The sequence below is a fragment of the Pedobacter sp. UBA4863 genome, assembly GCF_002399615.1.
In the GTDB taxonomy this organism is placed as follows: Bacteria; Bacteroidota; Bacteroidia; order Sphingobacteriales; family Sphingobacteriaceae; genus Pedobacter.
The window spans coordinates 1-22,210 of the sequence record NZ_DHDZ01000058.1; the positions used below are offsets into that span (position 1 = coordinate 1).

Annotated in this window: 14 protein-coding genes; 8 read left to right on the forward strand and 6 right to left on the reverse strand. The window is 38.8% G+C overall.

The genetic code is table 11. From position 1 onward, the window contains the following. Window positions 1-49: 49 nt before the first annotated feature. Both B3I52_RS14540 and mqnB read right to left on the reverse strand, forming a co-directional pair. Window positions 50-901 (reverse strand): menaquinone biosynthesis family protein, encoded by an 852-nt coding sequence (locus tag B3I52_RS14540; RefSeq protein WP_293302545.1) that lies wholly within the window; start codon window positions 899-901, stop codon window positions 50-52. Between the two features lie 45 nt (window positions 902-946). Next, on the reverse strand, window positions 947-1,570 hold the full coding sequence (gene mqnB / locus B3I52_RS14545; protein ID WP_349678685.1) for a futalosine hydrolase: 624 nt from the start codon (window positions 1,568-1,570) through the stop codon (window positions 947-949). Between the two features lie 235 nt (window positions 1,571-1,805). On the opposite strand from mqnB, the gene B3I52_RS14550 reads away from it, so the two are divergent. The 5 genes from B3I52_RS14550 to B3I52_RS14570 all read left to right on the forward strand — a co-directional run bounded on the left by B3I52_RS14550 (window position 1,806) and on the right by B3I52_RS14570 (window position 11,176). After that, window positions 1,806-2,216, forward strand: coding sequence for a 6-pyruvoyl trahydropterin synthase family protein (locus tag B3I52_RS14550; protein WP_293302628.1), 411 nt, complete (start codon window positions 1,806-1,808; stop codon window positions 2,214-2,216). A gap of 12 nt (window positions 2,217-2,228) precedes the next feature. After that, window positions 2,229-2,864 carry a GTP cyclohydrolase I FolE gene (gene folE, locus B3I52_RS14555; RefSeq protein WP_293302547.1) on the forward strand — a complete coding sequence of 212 codons (636 nt, stop codon included), beginning with the start codon at window positions 2,229-2,231 and terminating at the stop codon, window positions 2,862-2,864. Window positions 2,865-2,957: 93 nt separating this feature from the next. Then, entirely contained in the window at window positions 2,958-3,842 is an 885-nt protein-coding gene (gene fabD, locus B3I52_RS14560; protein WP_293302550.1) for an ACP S-malonyltransferase, read from the forward strand. A 162-nt stretch (window positions 3,843-4,004) separates the two neighbouring features. Then, entirely contained in the window at window positions 4,005-7,730 is a 3,726-nt protein-coding gene (locus B3I52_RS14565) for a sensor histidine kinase (protein ID WP_293302552.1), read from the forward strand. Beyond that, the gene (locus B3I52_RS14570) at window positions 7,730-11,176 is read left to right on the forward strand and encodes a hypothetical protein (RefSeq protein ID WP_293302555.1); all 3,447 of its coding nucleotides are present in this window, start codon (window positions 7,730-7,732) and stop codon (window positions 11,174-11,176) included. Before B3I52_RS14565 ends, B3I52_RS14570 begins: the two co-directional genes overlap by 1 nt. Before the next feature lie 266 nt (window positions 11,177-11,442). Here the strand turns inward: B3I52_RS14570 and B3I52_RS14575 are convergent, their stop codons facing one another. Beyond that, on the reverse strand, window positions 11,443-13,023 hold the full coding sequence (locus B3I52_RS14575) for a peptide chain release factor 3 (RefSeq protein ID WP_293302557.1): 1,581 nt from the start codon (window positions 13,021-13,023) through the stop codon (window positions 11,443-11,445). A gap of 318 nt (window positions 13,024-13,341) precedes the next feature. Between B3I52_RS14575 and B3I52_RS14580 the strand changes: the two genes are divergently transcribed. The 3 genes from B3I52_RS14580 to B3I52_RS14590 all read left to right on the forward strand — a co-directional run bounded on the left by B3I52_RS14580 (window position 13,342) and on the right by B3I52_RS14590 (window position 17,485). Continuing rightward, the gene (locus tag B3I52_RS14580) at window positions 13,342-15,210 is read left to right on the forward strand and encodes a T9SS type A sorting domain-containing protein (protein WP_293302560.1); all 1,869 of its coding nucleotides are present in this window, start codon (window positions 13,342-13,344) and stop codon (window positions 15,208-15,210) included. 159 nt (window positions 15,211-15,369) lie between these two features. Further along, window positions 15,370-16,416 (forward strand): 3-oxoacyl-ACP synthase III family protein, encoded by a 1,047-nt coding sequence (locus B3I52_RS14585; protein WP_293302561.1) that lies wholly within the window; start codon window positions 15,370-15,372, stop codon window positions 16,414-16,416. A 124-nt stretch (window positions 16,417-16,540) separates the two neighbouring features. Continuing rightward, window positions 16,541-17,485 carry a Smr/MutS family protein gene (locus B3I52_RS14590; RefSeq protein WP_293302564.1) on the forward strand — a complete coding sequence of 315 codons (945 nt, stop codon included), beginning with the start codon at window positions 16,541-16,543 and terminating at the stop codon, window positions 17,483-17,485. Window positions 17,486-17,708: 223 nt separating this feature from the next. Here B3I52_RS14590 and B3I52_RS14595 read toward each other — a convergent pair whose 3' ends face one another. From B3I52_RS14595 to B3I52_RS14605, 3 genes are all read right to left on the reverse strand, one after another. Next, window positions 17,709-18,584, reverse strand: coding sequence for an SDR family oxidoreductase (locus tag B3I52_RS14595; RefSeq protein WP_293302567.1), 876 nt, complete (start codon window positions 18,582-18,584; stop codon window positions 17,709-17,711). An 84-nt stretch (window positions 18,585-18,668) separates the two neighbouring features. Beyond that, entirely contained in the window at window positions 18,669-19,433 is a 765-nt protein-coding gene (locus B3I52_RS14600; protein ID WP_293302569.1) for an enoyl-CoA hydratase/isomerase family protein, read from the reverse strand. Between the two features lie 78 nt (window positions 19,434-19,511). Then, window positions 19,512-22,208, reverse strand: coding sequence for a TonB-dependent receptor plug domain-containing protein (locus B3I52_RS14605; protein WP_293302572.1), 2,697 nt, complete (start codon window positions 22,206-22,208; stop codon window positions 19,512-19,514). Window positions 22,209-22,210: the final 2 nt, after the last annotated feature.

Below are 22,210 nucleotides of genomic sequence, written 5' to 3' on the forward strand. Positions count from 1 at the left end.
TACTTCGTGGTCAGGGTCTGTTTAGCTAAATTAAGACCCAAAACTCAGGTTAGATCACATACAAAGACTGCCCAATTGGCGGAATTATTTTCTTTTTAGCGGCAATATCAAACAGTGTATCAATGGCCTTTCGGCCTTCAGTTCCTAAATCAACAGAATAGTTGTTTACGTACAATTCAATGTGTTTGTACATTACCTCCTCATCCATTGCTTGCGCATGTTGGCGTATAAATTCGAGCCCCGATTTTGGGTTTTCAAAGGCAAACTCTACCGATTTCCTTACTAGCCTGTTTACTTTTTCCTGAATTTCAATGGGTAGTTTACGGTTTACCACAATACCGCCCAACGGAATAGCACAGCCCGAAAACTCTTCCCAATAAGCGCCTAAATCAATCACTTTGTGTAAACCTTTAGCTTCGTAAGTAAACCTGTTCTCGTGAATGATTAAGCCCAAGTCAATCGCGTTATTCAGTAAAGCAGCTTCAATTTCCGAAAAAACCATTTCTTGCTTATTGGTCAATTGCGGATAGGCTACCCCCAACAAGAAATTGGCCGTAGTATATTTGCCAGGAATTCCAATTTTCAGTTCCCAATCCCCAGTTTTCAATTGGTTTTCAATACGCTCTGCATTTTCTTTCTTGCAAATTAAAAGTGGGCCAACGCCGAAGCCTAAGGCACTACCAGCATTTAACAGTGCATACTGTGCCGCAACATAGGCAAAGGCATGAAAGCTTAACTTAGTAATATCTAGTTCGCCAGCTAAAGCCTTCTGGTTAAGCGTTTCTACATCATCGTAAAACACTTTAAAGCTTAAACCTTCGGTAGCTATTTTACCGTGGATAAGCGCATCGAAAATAAACGTATCATTAGGACAGGGCGAAAAACCAAGAGTTAATTCCATGTGGTAAAATTACGAGATAGTTTTTAGTTGAATATCATTTCTGGCTCACAGTTTTTCTATGAAACTGATCAACCACTCATTCAAGTTTTGAACCGCCAAGCCTATTTGCCAACCTTCCCTATTACGAGGTTCAACATAGTTAGAAATACTGCGAACCTGCAAAGCAGGAATATTTAATTTAGTGCAGGCATAAAATACAGCAGCACCTTCCATGCTTTCGGTTTGTGGCCGATATAATGCAATAGTTTTTGTGATGCTTTGAGCGTTGCCATGCACTTTGTTCACCGTAATTCCTTTAACTTTTTTAAGTGTTGGTGCGGCATTGGCCGAGGATGAAAATTCGTTTTCGCCAAAACCCAGTTGAGGCAAAGTGATGAAATTTTCACCAGCTTCGGCACCCAGTTCTGCAAAAACATCTTGACTGATGTTCACGAGCGCTCCCAACTCGATTTCTCTATCGAAACTACCAGCGATACCTACGTTGAGCACTAAATTGTATTTATTGCTTAGTTTTTGCCCCAGTGCAAATGCCGTTGCCACCATGCCAACACCCGTAATTAGCACATCAAATTTTTCAGTTTCGATAAAGCTTGCACGTCTAAGGCTAAAATGCGTTAAGGCTTGGGCTATTTCTGCTTCGGTGGCTGCTACAATTAGTAGTTTCATCATGCTAATTAACGATTATTTTCTGGTTGTTTTATTGTTTGCATGCTTGGTTTTTAAGTTAACGATTGTGCTATGGCCTACACTTCGTAGATTTTGATAATCTTTACCACCCTCCCACTTATCGTAAAAAACAAACAGCGCTTTTCAGGAAAAGAATAACCAGATGGCAATATCTTCCGGCATCAAACCTCCGTCTATCGACTTTATACTGTATATTTGCACTTTATTTTTTAAGCAGATGATTTATATCACACGTAGAGAGAGCTTTAACGCTGCGCATAAACTATCCAGACCCGATTGGTCTGAAGATGAAAATACGGCAGTTTTTGGCAAATGTGCCAACCCAAATTGGCACGGACACAACTACCAATTGTACGTAACAGTTAAAGGCGAAGTAAATCCAGAAACCGGTTTTTTGGTAGATTTGAAATGGTTGAAAAAAGTAATTAACATCCACGTAATTGATAAGGTTGACCACAGAAACTTGAACCTTGATGTGGATTTTATGAAAGGCAAATTGGCATCGACAGAAAATTTAGCCATTGCCATATGGGATATTTTACAACCACATGTTAACGAAAGCGGTGCGCAATTGCACTGCATTAAAATATACGAAACTGATAACAACTATGTCGAATATTTCGGCTAACAGCATCTAAATATGGGACACAATCACGACCACGATGAGGAAGAAATATTTGGCTACCAAAAAGTAGAACGATATGACGAAGATAAAATTAATGGCGTAGCCACTCATTACAAAGACATTTTAGCACGCTTGGGCGAAAACCCAGAACGTGAGGGCTTATTAAAAACCCCCGAGCGTGTAGCTAAAGCACTACAATATTTAACCCACGGCTATGATATTAAGCCCGAGCAGATCTTAAAATCGGCCATGTTTAAAGAAGACTACAGCCAAATGGTAGTGGTAAAAGACATCGAAGTATTTTCGATGTGCGAGCATCACATGCTGCCTTTCTTCGGCAAAGCGCACATCGCTTACATCCCTAATGGACATATTGTAGGCTTAAGCAAAATTCCCCGTGTGGTTGATGCCTTTGCCCGCAGGTTACAGGTACAAGAGCGTTTAACCAACGAAATTAGAGATTGTATCCAAAACACGTTAAACCCGGCGGGAGTTGCCGTGGTAATGGAATGTAAACATTTATGCATGGCAATGCGTGGCGTGCAGAAACAAAATTCGGTAACTACCACATCGGCATTTACTGGTGGATTTTTGAACAATGATAAAACCCGTGCAGAGTTTTTAAGGTTAATTACAGCAAGCTTGGATTAACCCCCAACCACCTAAAGGGAGCTTTAATGCACAAGAGATAACTAGAATAAATAAATATTAATTTTTAATTTCCCCTTTAGGGGATTAAGGGGTATGAAGGCATATATTTTTCCAGGGCAAGGCGCCCAATTTGTAGGCATGGGCAAAGACTTGTACGAAAGCAGTCTGTTGGCGAAAGAACTTTTTGAAAAAGCGAATGAAATTATTGGTTTCCGTATTAGCGATATTATGTTTAGCGGAACTGACGAAGAATTGAAGCAAACCAACGTAACACAGCCTGCAATTTTCTTACACTCGGTTATTTTAGCGAAGGTGTTAGGAGACGATTTTAAACCAGAAATGGTGGCCGGACACTCCTTAGGAGAGTTTTCTGCCTTGGTTGCCGCTAATGCACTTTCTTTTGAAGATGGCCTAAAATTGGTAATTGCCCGTGCTAACGCCATGCAAAAAGCCTGCGAATTACAGCCTTCTACAATGGCAGCCATTTTAGGCTTGGCCGATGAGGTGGTAGAACAAATTTGCGCCGAAATTGAAGAAGTGGTAGTTCCAGCAAACTACAACTGTCCAGGCCAACTGGTAATTTCTGGCAGTATCGAAGGTATTGATAAAGCTTGTGAGCAATTAACTGCAGCAGGAGCAAAAAGAGCGCTAAAATTAAACGTTGGCGGGGCTTTCCACTCGCCATTAATGGAACCTGCAAAAGTAGAGTTGCAAGCAGCTATAGAAGCCACAGAAATTAAGGCACCTGTTTGCCCAATTTATCAAAATGTAAACGCACAGCCAACTAGCGAGCCTGCAGTAATTAAAGAAAACTTAATTGCGCAATTAACCGGCGCCGTAAAGTGGACCCAAACCGCAACCAACATGATTGCTGATGGCGGCAATGAATTTGTAGAAGTTGGGCCAGGAAACGTATTGCAGGGCTTAGTAAAAAAAGTAAGCAGAGAAGTACAAACAAGCAGTGCTAGCTTAGCTTAGTAATAGCACTAAGGGATTTCTTTTATACCAAAAACCTCGTAGTTTTTTAAAGCCTACGAGGTTTTTGTTTAAACAATTTCTTGGTTTATACCTTGCAAATAAAGATTTTGCTTTCAAGAAAGCCTCATTTCTGTATATTTATACCTTAAAGTTAACTTGAATTTGAGTACAGGACTAAAAATTAGGCTACTGATGCTGCTATTGGGCATTTGCTGTTTTATTACGGCATTGTCCCTTCGTAACTCGATAACTAAGAAAGCCCTGTTACAAAACCAAGCCAACGAACTTCAGGAAAACCTGCTGAAAAAAGAAAGCGTAATTTATGATTACCTCGCCAATCCGGCAAAACTAGAAGAACTGAAGAAAATTAGCGTTGACGAAAAATTAGCAGAAGATTTTCTTGCCACTTATCGTTCCAATGGCATTAACCTGTTAGTTTATAAAAACCAACAACTAGAATACTGGAGCACCTATAAAGTTTTTCCGCCAAACGTAGATCGGCTAAAAGAAGGAACCTCTTTTGTGCTGTTGGCCAACGGCTATTATGAGCTGGTAAAAAAGACCGTTGCCGACTATGTATTCGTTTTCATGATTACGGTAAAAACACAATTTGCTATTGAAAATCAGTACTTGAAAAATGAAATTTGGCCAGGAATTTTCGATAACAACACGCTACAAATCGCCTCGTTTGCTGATAAGCAAACCACCGAAATTTTCAACCTAAATAAAGAGTACCTTTTTACAGTTAAACTAAGCAATAGTTATTCGGACAACATTTTCACCTCCATACAGCTTTGGCTATGGCTAATTGGCACCTTTTGTGTTAGCCTTTTTGTAAATGCTTGTGGCCTGTGGTTGCTTCACAAAGGCAAGCCCCTGCTAGGTACTTTGTTGGTGGCAATTTACTTTATCGCACTCCGATTATCAGATTTAAAACTCTTTTGGCTAAACCATCGGTTTAACTTAAAAATATTTGACCCAACCATTTATGCCGAAAGTGATTTTCTGCCCTCGTTAGGAGACCTATTACTTAACGTATTGGCTTTAACCTGGATTTTTCTGTTCGTATATATCCATAGAAAAGATTACTTACTACCCAAAAGCATTGCCAATAAAAAGCCTTTAAATTACTTGCTGCTGGTACTGTTCGCTATAATACTTGGCGCTGTTGGCTTTTTGGTAGAAGATCTGTTTTTTGGTTTGGTGTACTATTCAAAAATAGAATTCAATATTAGCAATATCATTAATTTAGGGTGGATAAGCTCGCTAAGCATATTTATTCTCTGTTTAGTGTGGTTTAACATTTACCTACTTATAAGTACATTATTGGTATTAACCAAGCAATTTGTAATTAGCAACAAAGAAAAACTAATAGTGTTCTTGCTTTTGGTATTGGGCTATACCATTTACGAACTAGTTACAGACTACAATGTATTTTACTTGATTTATGCGCTGCTTATTTTCATGATTGCCTATGGCGAAGAACAAGACAATAGATTTTCTATTTCTGTGATGGCGGTCATTTTCTTGTGCATGGCTACCATTAGCGCAATTAAATACATTAGGTTTGAAGACGTAAAAGAAAGAAGCATAAGGGTTGGCATTGCCGAAAAACTCATGTACGAAGATGACCCAAAAGTAATGAATGCCGTTGAGCTTTTGGAGCGTAGTCTAGCTGCCGATTCACAAATTGTAAGCTATTTTAAACAACCCTTGCTCACTCAAACTACCAACTTTCACAACTATATTTCCAAAAATTATCTCGATGGCTATCTTTCTCGCTTTGAGTATAAGATGTTCGAGTACAACAGCAAAGACCAATCGCTAAAAAATGCAGAAAGCTTACCCATTAACAAGTATAAAAACCTCGTAAAATTTGGTGCCGTAAAAACCCAACAAACCAATTATTTCTATAGAGTTAACGACACTTTCGGCTTCCAAAATTATTTTGGGATTATACCAATTTTTGAAGGCGAAGACCTCTTAGGCACCATAGTAATAGAACTTACCTCGAGACCTTACGACTACAATACTTCTTTTCCAGAACTATTAATAGATGGTAAGTTAAAAAGCGATGAAAACCTTAGCAGCTACTCGCTTGCCTTTTATAAGGAAAACCAGCTTTTCAGTCAATCTGGAAAATACATCTACCCAATGGTAAACACCACTTTTAAGGGCGAAAAAGACAGAATAGCATTTGTAAACGAATACACCCCAGATTATGGTTATAGCCATGCAGTATATAAACCTGCCAACAATCGTTTAGTAATTTTAAGTAAAGAAAAAGTAAGCTTCACCTCTCGTTTAGCTACCCTTTCTTTCTTCTTTCTTATTTTTATCATTTTTGGGGCAATTACCTACCTTATTATTTGGTTAACCATCAATATCAGTGAGAGTCGAGGCGGCATCTTCAACATCAACAGGTATTTAATGATTAACGCCAACAAAATACTGTACAAAACCCGTATCCAATTCTCTATTATATTTTCTGTTGTGGCTACGCTAATTATTGTTGGCTGGACAACTTTTTTTAACATCAAACACCAATACCTAGAGCAGCAGAACGACCAAGTAAGGGAAAAGCTAAGAAAGGTTCAGTTGGCTTATGAGAAAGAAATTGCGATGGCTGGCACCATTAGCAACGACACCGAATCTCAGTTTGCATTTAACCAATTTGCCGACGTAAATGGGGTGTACCTTAACCTTTACGACATTAATGGCACTTTATACCTTACCTCGCTCCCACGCCTTTACGACCTTGGCATTATAGGCCGTAAAATGGGCCCAACGGCCTATATGCAATTGGCCGTACAACACAAATCTGAATTTGTGAACCCCACAGAAAAAATTGGTGATTTTGCCTATGCCGCAGCGTATGCGCCAGTAAGAAATACCGACAACCAAACCATTGCCTATATCAGTATTCCCTATTATGCCAACGAAAAAGAATATCAAGATAAAATTGGGTTGTTCATTAATACCTTAATCAATATCTATGCACTGGTTTTTGTGCTAATTGGGGTATTGGCTGTGTTTTTAGCCAACCAGATTACCAGCCCGCTTACCTTTATCCAAGAAAATATCCGCAAAACAAAATTAGGCCAAACCAACCAACCTTTAGTGTGGCACCGACAAGATGAAATCGGGGTATTTATCAAAGAATACAATAAAATGATTGCCGAGCTCGAAATTAGTGCCAATAAGCTGGCACGTAGCGAAAGAGAAAGTGCTTGGCGTGAAATGGCAAAACAGGTGGCCCACGAAATTAAGAACCCTTTAACCCCTTTAAAACTAGGCGTCCAGCTATTAGAAAAGTCGTGGAAGGAGAAAGACCCTAACTTTGAAAAGAAATTTGCAACATTTAACAAATCGTTTATTGAGCAAATAGATAGCTTGGCCACCATCGCTTCAGAGTTTTCTAACTTTGCGAAAATGCCCGATACCAAACTAGAAAAAATTGCTTTGATACCAATTATTGAGCAAGCTAAAGACGTATTTAATGCAATGGGCCATGTAGAAATCCCTATCTTAAATAAGAGCACTACAGAGATTATGGTATGGGGAGATAAAGATCAACTGTTGCGCTCTTTTAACAACTTACTAAAAAATGCCATAGAAGCTACTGATGGCAGAGAGAAAGGCATCATTAAAATAACTATAGCCAATAATGATGTACAAGCTTTTGTAGAAGTGGAAGACAATGGAAAGGGAATTGAAACTAGTTTACAAAGCAGTATTTTTAGGGCAAACTTTACCACCAAATCATCGGGTACTGGTTTAGGCTTGGCCTTTGTAAAACAAGCTATAGAAAACGCTGGCGGAAATGTAGATTTTTCATCGACAGCCAACAAAGGCACTATCTTCTATTTAACTTTCCCATTGGTATAATGATGTTTAGGGTTGGCCTCATATCGCTTTTAGTGATTTTGGTAAACACTGGAATAAAAGCACAGCTTAACAGCAACCAGCGTGTAAAAAAAATTACCAGCACCAATAGCGTAATTATCTTAGACAGCTTAAGTATTGTACCACAATCTGTAAAACTTTGGTATGCCGCAAATCTACCAGCCGATACCTCTTTGTACCATATAGACTATGCCAAAGCTACTTTTTTATGGAAGGGGGCCGAAGGTTTAACGCTTACCTTAAACTACAAGGTTTTTCCTATTCTTTTCTCGAAGAGTTATTTCCATAAAGATGTAAAACTAATAGCAGAATTACCGATAGACAACAGCGGCTTTTATAACTACAAGCCTCAAACCACAGAAAACACCCTTTTTTCGATGAAAGGGCTAAATAAAAGCGGTAGCATTTCGAGGGGAATTATGTTTGGCAACAATCAAAACCTGTCTGTAAACTCTAATATGGTGCTGCAAATGGCCGGTAAGATTGGAAATGACATTGAAATTTTAGCAGCCATATCTGATGACAACCTACCCATACAACCAGATGGGAATACACAACAACTGAATGAATTTGACCGTGTGTTTGTGCAAATTAAAAAAGACAGCACCATGCTTACTGCCGGAGATTACGAGCTAAAACGTCCGGATAGCTATTTCATGAACTTCTACAAACGTACCCAAGGGGCAATGATCAGTCATGATTTTAAAGCAGAAAATGGCATTAGATACAGCACTACGGTAGCTGCGGCAGTAGCCAAGGGGCGTTCGGCACGCAATCAAATTGTTGGGCAAGAAGGCAACCAAGGGCCTTACCGTTTAACCGGCAATAATGGCGAAACTTACATTGTAGTTATTGCCGGAACCGAGCGAGTTTATATTGACGGTGTTGCTTTGGTACGCGGTCAGGATAACGATTATGTCATCGATTATAACACTGCCGAAATTACATTTACCGCCAAGCAGCTCATCAACTTAAATTCGCGTATTTCTGTAGAATTCGAATATTCTGACAAGAACTATTCTCGCTCGTTAACTTATTTAAACCAACGGGTAGAAGCCGCTAAAATGGCCTTTCGCTTAAACTACTACAACGAAAAAGACAACAGAAACCAACCTTTCTTGCAAACCTTAAACAATGAGCAAAAGCAGTTCATGTCAACATTAGGTCGTGACATTTCGCAAGCCTATTACCCCAACGTTACCGAAGTACCTTTTAACGAGAATGAGATTTTGTACGAAAGGCTAATTTCAGCAGGAGGTATCGAATATTACAAATATGCTATCGATCCTGCTTTGGCCAAGTTTCGGGTAGGTTTTTCTTACCTTGGCGAAGGGCGAGGGAACTATCGTATCAACAGCCAATCGGCAGCAAACGGTAAGGTTTACGAATTTGTGGAGCCCCTAAACGGCGTTATGCAGGGTAGTTACGAACCCATTACCTTACTCATTACCCCAAAACAGCGACAATTAATTACTGTAGCTGCAGATTTCAAACCAAAAAAACAAAGCCTTTTCAGTTCAGAATTTGCCATCAGCAATAATAATGTAAACCTATTTGCTGATAAAAGTACTGCCAACACCACTGGCTACGGATTGAAATTGGAAGCCTTACATCCCATTTTATTAAATGAAAAAGGCCTCAAGCTAAATACAACTGCCAATTACGAATATGTAAGTAGCACTTTTAAGCCAATAGAGCGCTACAGAACGGTAGAGTTTAACCGCGATTTTAACCTAGAAGCGCTTACTACAACAGCAACTGAGCATCTATTTTCGGCAGGCTTACAGTTATTTAAAAAAGACACCCAAAACATTGGCTACACCTTAAATACATTTACAAGAACAGCGCAATACCAAGGTTATTTACACAAAGTAAATGCTTTATACAAAGCTGGAAAATATAGTTTTAAATACGATGCCAGCTTGCTCAATACTGATGCGACCACAAATGATGGCGCTTTCTTTAAGCATTTTTTAGATGCCAATAGAGAAGTGTTTAACCTCGTAGCTGGCTTTGTATTTGAGCAGCAACAAAACATCACTGCCGATAAACAAACCAATGCCTTAACTGGAAATAGTTTCTCCTACAACATCTACAAACTGTATTTACAGCGCAAGGCTAACCAAAGCAATCGTTATAAAATTGATTACAGCTTTAGGCAAGACCAATTGCCCCGAGGAACAGCATTACTAAACAGTTCGCATTCGCAAAACATTAACCTAGGAGTAGATTTAACCAAAAATGCAAACTCCACCCTTAGCCTAACAGCAGGCTACCGTAAAACGGGATATGAAAATGAATTTGCCTCGGTAAATAATGATGAAAGTTTGGTAGGCAGGTTAGATTACAACCTCAACGCAATGAAAGGTTTCATCCGTACTTCCGTTTACTACGAAGTAGGCAACGGACAAGAACCACGACGAGAAATTACTTACTTAGAAGTTTTGCCCGGACAGGGAATTTATGCTTGGAACGACTATAATGGCAACGGCGTTAAGGAACTAAACGAATTTGAGGTTTCCCGCTTTCCAGACCAAGCCAAGTACATCCGTATTTTTATTGCCGGAACCGAATATGTACGCACTAACTTTACAGGCGTAAATCAGAATATCAGCATAATGCCAAGTGCTATTTTAAAAGGCGGTAAGGGTTTACAAAAATTTGCAAGCCGATTTACCAACCAACTTTCCTATAAAATAGACCGGAAAATTTTAGCCAGCCATGGTTTCGAGGTCTATAATCCCTTCCATACCGGTATAGATGCCGCTAATCTCATCGCTTTAAGTTCTTTTTTGCGCAATACTCTTTTCTTCAATCGTAACAACCCGAAGTTTGGGGTTGATTTTAATTACTTGGCTGATGGTGGAAAAAGCTTTTTGAGCAATGGTTTTGATAGCCGTAAACGTAACGAAAGAGGTTTGCGAATTAGAACTTCGCCGGTAAGGAGCACGACCGTAAATTTCACACTTAATCAAGGCAATAAAAACTACAATTCAGAACTTTTTGCGCAACGCAATTATCAAATCAATTACTTGGAGCTATTGCCAGAATTTAACTACCAATTCAGTACCGATTTAAGGTTAACTTTTGCTGGAACCTACGGCAACCAGCATAACGCTAGTAGGTTTGGTGGCGAGAAAAACCAACACATCACCTTTAGCACCGAAACTCGCTACAATGTGCTAAAAAAAGGTGTATTAACAGGTAAAGTGAGCTATATCAACCATAAGTTTACTGGCGAAAGTAACAGTACCATTGGTTACGAAATGCTATCGGGTTTACAAATTGGCAACAACTACACATGGGGCTTGGGCTTGCAACGAACCGTTGGCAATGGCATACAGCTCAATATAAGCTACGAAGGGCGCAAATCTCCAGAAGTAAACGCAATTCATACGGGCAATATGCAAGTGAGAGCTTATTTTTAAAATGGCGAGATTAGCCGATAATCTTGCAACGTGGCACCCTTATCTATGGATTTGTAATCAATACAAATAGACTTGCAATTTGGGTTGTAAACCCAATGATAATGTTTCGGAATTACAAACCCCGAAGAGGAGAAACAAGCTTAAACGGTACTGCAAAAAAATAGCAGCACAAAATTTGCACTGCTAAAAAACTTATTTACGATAATCCTAACCCGAGGAGAGGTCTCTCACCTTTTAGGGAGAGATGCCCAACCGGCAGAGAGGGTTTACTTAAACTCGCTGGTAGTATGAAAATTAATATCTGGATAATCGCGTTTGGTCATCTCAATCATAAAATCATTATCAGCCAAATAAACCGGATTTCCTTCTTTATCCGTGCCAATGTGCTGTTGTTTCCGTTTTACAAATTCGTCCAATTTCTTCTTATCATCAGCAGTTACCCAACGCGAACGACTGTAAGTTAGCATACGGAACCTACATTTTGCACCGTATTCGTGCTCTAAACGGAAGTTAATTACCTCAAACTGTAGTTCGCCCACGGCACCAATTACCTTACGGTTGCCTGGTTGCATTACAAAAAGTTGCGCCACCCCTTCGTCGGTTAATTGCTCAATGCCTTTTTCCAACTGCTTGGTACGCATAGGGTCCATGTTTTCTACTTCTTTAAAAATGGCAGGAGAGAAACTAGGAATTCCTTTGAAGTGCAATTTTTCACCTTCGGTCAAGGTATCGCCAATTTTAAAGTTACCACTATCGTACAAGCCAACCACATCGCCCGGCCAGGCTTCCTCTACCAAACTTTTTTCGTTGGCCATAAAATCCATAGGGTTGGCAAACTTCATTTTCTTATCCTGACGGGTGTGGTAGTAAAACTTGTTACGCTCAAACTTACCCGAGCATATCCGTAAAAAGGCAATCCTATCGCGGTGTTTTGGGTCTAAGTTGGCATGAATTTTAAATACAAAGCCACTAAAGTTTTTCTCTTCAACTAATACATCACGCTCTTCTGCCTCACGGTGTTTCGGGCTTGGGGCAATCTCAATAAAAGTATCTAAAAGCTCTTTAATACCAAAGTTATTAATGGCCGAACCGAAAAATACGGGCGCCAACAAACCTTCTTTGTATAGCGAAACATCTAAATCGCCATAAACGCCGTTTACCAATTCGGTTTCGTCTTTTAAATTGCCCACTTCCTTCTCCTGTAAATAATCAAGCAGTGCAGCGTCATTCAAATCGTTAACCTTTACTACCGAATCGGTTACTTTAGTCTTGTCAGAATGAAAAAGATTTAGTTGATGATGATAAATACTGTAAACCCCTTTAAAGGTATGCCCTTGTCCAATAGGCCAAGATTGCGGACATAAGCTGATATTTAATTTCTGTTCAATTTCATCTAATAAATCGAAGGCTTCCTTACCCTCACGGTCCATCTTGTTGATGAAAATAATCACAGGTGTATTACGCATTCTACAAACCGACATTAATTTTTCGGTTTGCTCCTCTACCCCTTTCACGCAATCAACTACCAACACCACGCTATCTACTGCCGATAAAGTGCGGTAAGTGTCTTCTGCAAAATCTTTGTGGCCCGGCGTATCTAAAATATTGATACGTTTGCCGCTATACTCGAAACCCATTACCGAAGTTGCCACCGAAATACCACGTTGGCGCTCAATTTCCATAAAATCGGAAGTATTGCTTTGGTTGGCCTTATTACGTTTTACGGCACCGGCGGTATTAATAGCGCCACCAAAAAGCAAAAACTTCTCGGTAAGCGTGGTTTTTCCAGCATCGGGGTGACTAATAATAGCAAACGTTTTTCTTTTTTCTATTTCGGGGTGTAGCATACAAATTTTGGAATTATAACAATAGCCTAGACAGGGTTATAAAAACCTCAAATCGAATAATATAACTAAGCAATGTTTCATCGAGCGGCAAAGGTACATAAAAAGCTTGAGGCTGAAAAGTATTTGAAAAAGCAAGTTACAGTTGTTGTACCGAAGCCTGCCGAGTTGGTGGTACGTTTGAAAAATCATAGTATTTGCCTTCTTTTTGCCATTTAAAATAAAGACTTAAGTGTACTCGTTTTGTTACGCTATTTTTTGATAAAGTTTTATAGCTTTGCCCCCTTTTAGTGTTAGCCGTTCTATATGTTTCTTAATTCTTTGCTACGAAGTCTAGGTACTTCGCTTTTTTTGTTTTTCCTTTTAAGTTTTTCTTCAAATTTATTTGCCCAAGATTGTAATATCGAGATTACAATAAAAGGTCGTACTGGAAAATGGGCCGACAGGGTGTTTTTTAAATTAATTGATGGTTCGAATAATGTTGTTTTGCATGGGGGTGCCTATGGTTCTGGTGCTTTTACTGAAAACTATACTTACAATGGTGTAAACCCGCCCTATAGTTTTAAAATAGATATCATTAATGACCAATATAAAGATAACGTAGTTGATTATTCAATTAAAGTAGGTGCCGTAAACGATATTTCAGGCACATTATCTTCAGTAAAAATTGGTGCTAACACTTATCCAACAAGTGTAAATACATCCTTAAATAATACTTTTAATGGTTGCGCAGTGGCAGGTGGCACACCATGTCCCGATTTTGTTTCATTGCGTTTTTTTAGCCAACAAGATTTAGATGATTACAAAAGGGCTTTTGGCAAGTGCTCAAATATAACTGTAGAGAACATTTACATAGGACAAAATTACGATGGATTTAATCAAAGTCAGTTAAGTGCGTCGCATACAAGCGATATTATAGATCTATCTGCATTGTATAATATTACCCAAATTACAGGCGATTTAGTAATAGAAAATAACTTGCGTTTAACCAATATAAATGGGTTAATGAATTTAGTTGAAATTGGTGGAAATAATTTAAAGATAAAGAGAAATTCTTTACTCACTTATTGTAATAACATTGCTATTAAAAATTATCTTGCTAAATCAGCAACTACTTTTAAAAGAGAAATTACTGGGAATTTACAAAATTGTTTAAATGAAGCAGCTGTGAAGAATGCGAATAACAATACTTGCCCATCTGGTAGTTTTAACTTTACAACACAAAAACAAATTGATGATTTTGGAGGGCTATATAGTAATTGTCAAACATACAGCATTACTGATATGACAATTAATGGTGTAGATATAAAAGACTTACGACCATTACAGAAAATCAAATCACTAACAGGAAATTTAATTATTCAGAATAATACAATACTCGAAAGCTTAACGGGTTTAGAAAATTTAACTGCTGTAAATGGATATATTTCTGTAGCTACCAACGCTCAATTAAAAGATATTTCGGCTTTAAAAAATATAAGTGCTAGTAGTATAGAGAAATTAGATATTGGATTAAATATTCAAGGAAATCCAGTGTTGAATGTTTGTAACTTACCTAATTTTTGTGCATACCTATCAAATCCTTCTAATCCAAAAACCATAAGCGGTAATGCAGCGGTTTGCGTGAATGAGCAAGCGTTTTTAAGCACTTGTAACACACTACCAGTAAGCCTATTATCATACAATGCAACAGCTACAAATACTGCCGTTAAGCTACAGTGGCAAACTTCTTTCGAGTTAAATAATAAAAAGTTTGAAATTTACAGGAGTGGTGATGACCAACAGTTTATTAAGATAGGCGAAATTAAAGGCTTAAATACAAAGGGAAATTACCTGTTTTCAGACCAGCAGCCGCTTAACGGCAATAACTACTATAAATTAATACAACTAGACACTGATGGCAAAGAAAGTAATTTAGGACTTAGATACATAAACTTTAGTGTCGTTAAAAAACATATCCAAGTATTTCCTAATCCTACAACAAATAAAGTAACGATTTCTTTTAGGCCAAGTATTTATCAGGTTCTACAACTTGTTGATTTGAATGGAAAGACAATTTCTACCATTCAAATCCATAAGCAAGACAATCAGAAAGAAATATCGTTAGAAAATTATCCGGCAGGAGTGTATTTGCTGAGACTTATGGGCAACGATGGTTCCGAAACCATGAAAGTGGCTAAAAACCCTTAAAACAGCTTAAAATTTTAACACTGAAAGTCGTTTGGTCTGTAGCCAAACGACTTTTCTGTTTGTTGATAATTAAACAATTGGCAGTATTCATATACTAGAGAAGTCCCTCTACGAAAAGCATAAATTTAAACTATCTTTGGTTTATCAAACCCACCTGCTATGTACAGTTCAAAAATTGCCGGTATTGGCCATTACGTACCAAAAAACACCTACACTAATAACGATTTATCGCGTTTTATGGAAACCAGCGATGAATGGATACAGGAACGCACGGGCATTAAAGAACGCCGTTTTGCAGACAGGTATAATGAAACCACTACCACCATGGGTATTGAGGCCGCCAAAATAGCCATTGAAAGAGCCGGCATTACCAAAAACGATATCGACTTTATCATTTTTGCGACACTAAGCCCCGATTACTATTTTCCGGGTTGCGGTGTGTTATTGCAACGCGAAATGCAAATGAAAGAAATAGGTGCTTTAGACATTCGCAACCAATGTTCTGGCTTTGTCTATGCACTTTCGGTAGCCGATCAGTTCATTAAAACGGGCATCTACAAAAATATATTGGTGGTGGGTAGCGAGAAGCACTCTTTTGCTATGGATTTCGAAACTCGTAGCCGCAACGTATCGGTTATTTTTGGAGATGGGGCAGGTGCAGCAGTTTTACAACGAGCAACAAAAGCACGACAAGGAATTTTAAGTACCCACTTACATAGTGATGGCGCTGATGCAGAAATTTTGGCCATGCACTATCCTGGTGCCCATGCCAACAAATGGCTGAAAGATAAACCTGCATTCCCAGATCAAGAGTTGGGAGGTTTATTTTTTAGTAAAGAGTTATTAGAAAGTGATGCCGCTTTACCTTACATGGATGGGCCAGCAGTTTTTAAAAAGGCCGTGGTTAAATTTCCAGAAGTAATTAACGAGGCCCTAGCAGCCAATAATTATACGGCAAAAGACATTGATTTGCTCGTACCGCACCAAGCTAATTTACGCATTAGCCAGTATGTACAGCAATTATTGGGCTTAAGCGATGATAAGGTATTTAATAACATTCAGAAATACGGAAACACCACCGCAGCATCGGTACCAATTGCCTTAAGCGAAGCTTGGGAAGCAGGCAAAGTAAAAGACGGCGATTTGGTTTGCCTAGCCGCCTTTGGCTCTGGCTTTACTTGGGCAAGTGCTTTAATTAGATGGTAAACTGAATTACGATTGTTGAGATAAAGTCGCTCTGTCGTTTTCGAAGCTTTTGTACCTTTGTGTTTAATAATAGAGATTTTATCTTCCGAATCGGACATTCGATTTTCGGACTAAAAAATAAAAAATGTTCAAAATAGGAGATTACGTTCGTTTCATCGACGAAAAAAGAGAAGGTTACATTACCAAAGAAATAGACGATTTAACGGTGGGCGTTACCGATACCGATGGATTTGAAATTCCGGTTGCTAAAGGCAATTTAACGTATGTGCATGGGCACCATAGCAATGCAGATACTGCCAATAATGCCATGCCCACACCACAAGCAGATGAAAAGTTTATAGAAGACGGCGTGTATTTGGCAGTGGCCGAAGATAATAAGGCTTCGATTGTAGCTCATTTTACTTTAGTGAATAGAACTTCTTACCAATTGCTGCTATCCTTAAAAACAGAAAAAGCAGGCATCTACAAAGGCGAATTTGTAGGAGTGATACAGCCTAAAAGCAGTGCCCAGGTTTATACCGCCAACCTCGGCGATTTAGACAATTGGCCCAATTTCACTTTTCAAACCTTGTTTTTTACTTCGCGAAATGTGAAGCCTAAAGCTCCATTACACGTAGAAAAACGTTTTAGATCTAAAGATTTTAGTGGAGCTAAAAATCAAATTACAGAGATTAATAAATATGGTTGGCTAATTAGACTAGATGAGCCCGCCTTGGTAATTGATGCACAGAAATTAAAGGAAAGCTTTTTTAGTGTAAAAGAAGAAAAACCGAAAGTTGCTAAGCCTCAACAAGAAGTAGATTTACATATTGAAAGATTAAGGGACGACCATCATTTTTTATCTCAAACGGAAATATTAAATGCACAATTAGACGTTTTTCAAAAAACTTTGGATGCTGCTATTGTTCACCAAATCCCATCCATTGTGTTCATCCACGGTGTGGGGAATGGCACATTAAGAGACCATATCCATAAAACGATTAGCAAACATCCGCAGGTGCGTACGTTTATGGACGCCCGTAAAGAAAAGTTTGGCTATGGAGCTACGGAGGTGGTTTTTAAGATTTAGTTTTTATAGGAGTTATTTTTATGCTGTTCGACATTTGTAATGTCGAACTCCCTATCGTGGAATTTTTAATTCCATTTATGCAATACCACAGATTTTATCTAAAACTCGGATTTAAAATCCTATGATAGTGCTTCGGAATTACAAATTGCGAAGAGCGAATACACAGCTACTACTTCCATCAAAAAAGATTTCTCCACTTCGGTCGAAATGAAGGAGTTAACATTTAACTCCCCTTAGCGCCTCTAGTCATTTGTTCCAGCATATCCCACATTTCATTCGGAATGGCTTCCAGCCCGTTCATTTGTCCAGCACCTTGCAGCCACTCGCCACCATCAATGGTAATTACTTCGCCGTTAATGTAGTTAGAGAAATCGCTTACTAAAAAAGCAGCTAAATTGGCCAATTCTTGGTGGTCGCCTACGCGTTTTAAGGGTACTCTATTTTTAAAATCAAATTTCTCTGCCAAATCTCCTGGTAATAATCTATCCCAAGCGCCCTTGGTAGGGAATGGCCCTGGTGCAATGGCGTTGGTCCTGATACCGTATTTGCCCCACTCTACCGCTAAAGAACGTGTTAAGGCCAGCACACCACCTTTTGCACAAGCCGATGGCACTACGTAAGCAGAGCCCGTAAAGGCATAAGTAGTAACAATATTTAAAACGCTGGCAGCTTGTTTTGCGGCAATCCAATGCTTACCAAAAGCGAGTGTGCAATTTACGGTTCCTTTCAATACAATATCGATGATGCTCGAAAAAGCATTAGCCGATAAACGCTCGGTAGGAGAAATAAAATTACCAGCGGCGTTATTTACTAAAACATCGGCACTACCAAATTTCGAGATGGTTGCTGCAAGCACATTTTCTACTTGCCCATAATCTCTAACATCACATTGTACCGCCAACACTTTGCCGCCTGTTTCGGCTTCCATTTCTGCTGCTGTTTTTTGCAAAACCTCTAACTTTCTACTAGTGATGACCAAATTGGCACCTAGTTTTAGGAAATAAGTTCCCATCGCTTTGCCTAAGCCTGTTCCGCCGCCGGTTACTACAATAGTTTTGCCTTTTAGCGCATCGTCTTTTAACATGGGTTGATTGTACATTTGCTAGTATTTAGTGGTTAGATATTAGTATTTAAATTTTAGTCCGAAAGTCAGTAAAGTCAAACAGTCCGAAGCTTTAGGCTTTCAGCTTTTAGCTTTCAACCCTTCTACCAACGATTTTAGAATAGCTCGAGTACCCATAGACCACCATTGCTTTAGCATCACTTCTAAATCTTCGCTTTGGTTGGCACTGGTAACAGCAATTACATCTTTACGTAGGTTAAGCTTACTTTGCTGCCATGTATTTGCTTCGAAAGCCATGTATTTCCTTACCTTTCTTTCGGCAGCAGTCATAATACTTTCGGATTTTACCACTTCATCTACCAAGCCAACCGCTAAAGCTTCTTCTGGCGAAAACAGTTTGCCCTCTAGCAAATTGCGATAGGCATTGCCTTGCCCTAACCAAAAAGAATACAAGTGAAATATACTATTGGGCACCACAATGCCCACTGGCACTTCGTTTAGTCCAATAATGAATTTACCTTCGGCCATTACTCTCGCATCGCAGGCAAGTGCAATAACACAACCACCCGCCGGACTATGGCCATTAATAGCGGCAACTAAAGGTTTCTTGAAAGCCGTAATTTTTGCGCTAAACTCCAAAAATAAGTTCCAAAAGCTTTTAATTTCTTCTTCGTTGTAGTGGTAAAGTTCTAGCAAATCTAAACCTGCCGAGAAGAAGTTTTCTCTTCCAGTAATAATTACACCGCCAATGTTATCGTCGTTCTCACTGTTTATTAACATTTGTTGCAACTCGGTAACCATTTCGCGGTTTAACGCATTAGCCCTGCCCCGGTTTAAGGTAATAATGGCAAGCCTGTCTTTTACAGATGTGGAGATTGTATTCATTCCTCTTAGCTATATGTTTATATTTTCATAAAGCTAAGAGGATTAATTTTATTATGCAAGCATAAAATTGGCGCTCTCTTATTTTACTTCGTAGGTAAGTACTTTTCTTGCTAAGTTGCCATTTACATCTATACCTTCTACCACCATGCGGTAAATACCTGGTACATCTGTATTAAAATAGCTAATTTTTGCTTTGCCGTTGGCATCGCTTACCATTTGAGGTTCCCAAAAAACGGTAGTTCTTAAATCTGGTCTGCTGTCGGGTTTTACATCGTATTTTGGAGAATAAAACTCACGAACAACCGCATAACCTTTAGGGGTATAGTTTATTAAGCCTGGTGTATAAGGATTAACAGAACGTAAACCTTGACCACGCTTGGTAGTAATTACAATAACACCAGCGCCACCTCGCATACCATAAATAGCTGTGGTAGCACCACTTTTTAAAATCTCTACCGTTTCAATATCTTGCACCACCACATCATCAAGGTTAACATCTTCACCTTCCATCATCATTCCATCAACCGATATTTTCATTGGGCTTTGATTGCCTCTAGCATAAGCCTGCCCATCTCTAACTTGAACGCCAGCAATGCGCCCTTGTAAATATTGTGATAGAGAAAAAGCAGTTTCTAGATCTTTTGCGGTAAATACGGCATCGGCATTACCCGACCCACCTATATTTGACGATTCGTAGCTAGGTTTGCGTTTCTCTACAATGTTTACCTCATCTAATAAAATAGTTCTGTTTAACAGCCCTCTTTTGGTCTGGTCATCAAAATATTTGTTGCTCTCTTGTAAATACGCGGCCAACGATTGGTTTACATTTACTTCAATATCGCCTGTATTAGGGTTTTTAGTTACTATTTGTCCAGGTACTGTATCCATTACAATATCTACAAATTTCTTGTCTTTTTCGGTACGTGCCTGTACCACAAATTTAGTGCTATCTAAAAATTCGATATTGAAATTAAAACGGCCTTTATCATCTGTTAAGGTGTCGGTGGCAAAAAATCCACCAGTAAAAGAAACCAGCATAATCTTGCCCTTTACTACGGGCTTACCTCCTTTAGTTACCGTACCGCTTATTTTCAATTGTTTTTCTGCCGGAAAGGTAGCAGGTGGCACAACGCCATCGGCAACCTGTTTCCAGTTTATTTTTCTCCAACCTTGGGTCAGCATCAAATTGTCTAAATCTAGGCGGGTATCTCTGTCGTTATTTAAAAAGTAATGATTTGGTTTTTCTACATAACCTACCAAATCGGAGGTAAGCAACAATTTGGTTAAAATATTGGTTTCGTTTTCTTGATCTGGCTTTACGGCCGTTGTATTGGTTACCGCTACCGAAAAACTGCCCATAACAGGTTTATCTTTGTTGCTTGCCGTAAATGAAAGGTTCATTTGTTCTCTTTTACCATAATTTGGCTTAAGATTTTCTGGCTTAACATCAATCTTGTCGTTAATGTTATTTACAAAAACAATACGCTCATTTAATGGGACAAATGTAGAAGAAAGCAACGAAATTTGAATAATGCCAGAAGGCAAGCTGTCTTTAGGTACCGTTAAGGACATGACCTGTTTGGTAGAAGCTATCTTGGTAGAGAAGTAAACAACACCATTATTTTGGGCAATAAGATTATATTCTTCTTTACCCAGCAAGTCTTCGGTAAAGTAAATTTTTATAGCCATTTTAGTGCTATCTGTATTATTAACCGACAACACTCGCCCACTTACCTCGGCTATTGGTAATTGCACAGTCTTTTTAGTACCATCGGCAAAAGTTAAATTAGCCTTGTACACTTGTTGTGCAATTGGGTTAAGAAAAAAAGATCCCATACCCATTCTATTCGTTTCTATTCTGGAAATCTCTACCCCTTCGGCGTTAACAATTACTCCCGAAGTAAATTCGCCAAGACCATTACTGTTAACTGCTTTAATGGCAACCTTGTTGGGCAAGTTTTCAATCAATTTACCTCCCTCTGGGAAAAACTGCACATCTATTTCTTTCGAGGTGGTTTTTAAAGGAAATTGTTTGGTGATAACTTGTTTATTGGGCAGCGTAATATTTGTAGTAATAAAGCCTGTGCTTAAAGCTGCCGTTTGTTTGTTGGTGGCGTCGATAGTAAGTTCGCCCTGCGCATTGGTAACACCCTTGCCCCTTTCAATGGTTTTATTGCCTACCTTAACTTCGTAAGTTACATTACAATTGGTATAAGGCAAATTTTGCTTATCGGTAAATTGTATGGTGGTACTTATTTTTTGTTGGTTGTTTTCGGTGCTTAATACATTGCTCGATTTGGTAAATACTTTATTTGCCCAAGAGTTACCAACTTTTATGGTCTTATCAAAGAAAAATGCTGTACCGGCATTTCTCATCCATTGCGTATAGGCCCTGATACGATAATTTCCTTCTTTTAAGGAATCTACCAGTTTAAAATCGCCCCAGGTAATACCGCTCCTCATTGGCAACTTTAATTGTTTGGTTACCGAATCCATTTCGTTAATCAGCTCTACATAGAGCAGGTTACTAATTGTTGATGGAAGGCCTGTTTTGGCATTTATTACATAAGCTTTAAACCAAATATCATCTCCTATGGCATAAAACGGCTTATCTAAATGCAAGTGCACTTTTTCTTGCGCACTTTTACTTGAGATTTCTGCTAGCTGTTTAGTAAAGTTGTTTAAACGGTTATCTTGGGCCCTTAGCGAAAAAGAGCTAATAACACTTAAAAGCGCTGCGCTAAGAAATGAGACCGTTAAGAATTTAATTTTCATTG

What these genes read in the sequence shown, in the direction of transcription:
- B3I52_RS14540 (WP_293302545.1), bottom strand. Translation starts at nt 901, where the DNA reads ATGGAATTAACTCTTGGTTTTTCGCCCTGTCCTAATGATACGTTTATT.
- mqnB (WP_349678685.1), bottom strand. Translation starts at nt 1,570, where the DNA reads ATGATGAAACTACTAATTGTAGCAGCCACCGAAGCAGAAATAGCCCAA.
- B3I52_RS14550 (WP_293302628.1), top strand. Translation starts at nt 1,806, where the DNA reads ATGATTTATATCACACGTAGAGAGAGCTTTAACGCTGCGCATAAACTA.
- folE (WP_293302547.1), top strand. Translation starts at nt 2,229, where the DNA reads ATGGGACACAATCACGACCACGATGAGGAAGAAATATTTGGCTACCAA.
- fabD (WP_293302550.1), top strand. Translation starts at nt 2,958, where the DNA reads ATGAAGGCATATATTTTTCCAGGGCAAGGCGCCCAATTTGTAGGCATG.
- B3I52_RS14570 (WP_293302555.1), top strand. Translation starts at nt 7,730, where the DNA reads ATGATGTTTAGGGTTGGCCTCATATCGCTTTTAGTGATTTTGGTAAAC.
- B3I52_RS14575 (WP_293302557.1), bottom strand. Translation starts at nt 13,023, where the DNA reads ATGCTACACCCCGAAATAGAAAAAAGAAAAACGTTTGCTATTATTAGT.
- B3I52_RS14585 (WP_293302561.1), top strand. Translation starts at nt 15,370, where the DNA reads ATGTACAGTTCAAAAATTGCCGGTATTGGCCATTACGTACCAAAAAAC.
- B3I52_RS14590 (WP_293302564.1), top strand. Translation starts at nt 16,541, where the DNA reads ATGTTCAAAATAGGAGATTACGTTCGTTTCATCGACGAAAAAAGAGAA.
- B3I52_RS14595 (WP_293302567.1), bottom strand. Translation starts at nt 18,584, where the DNA reads ATGTACAATCAACCCATGTTAAAAGACGATGCGCTAAAAGGCAAAACT.
- B3I52_RS14600 (WP_293302569.1), bottom strand. Translation starts at nt 19,433, where the DNA reads ATGAATACAATCTCCACATCTGTAAAAGACAGGCTTGCCATTATTACC.
- B3I52_RS14605 (WP_293302572.1), bottom strand. Translation starts at nt 22,208, where the DNA reads ATGAAAATTAAATTCTTAACGGTCTCATTTCTTAGCGCAGCGCTTTTA.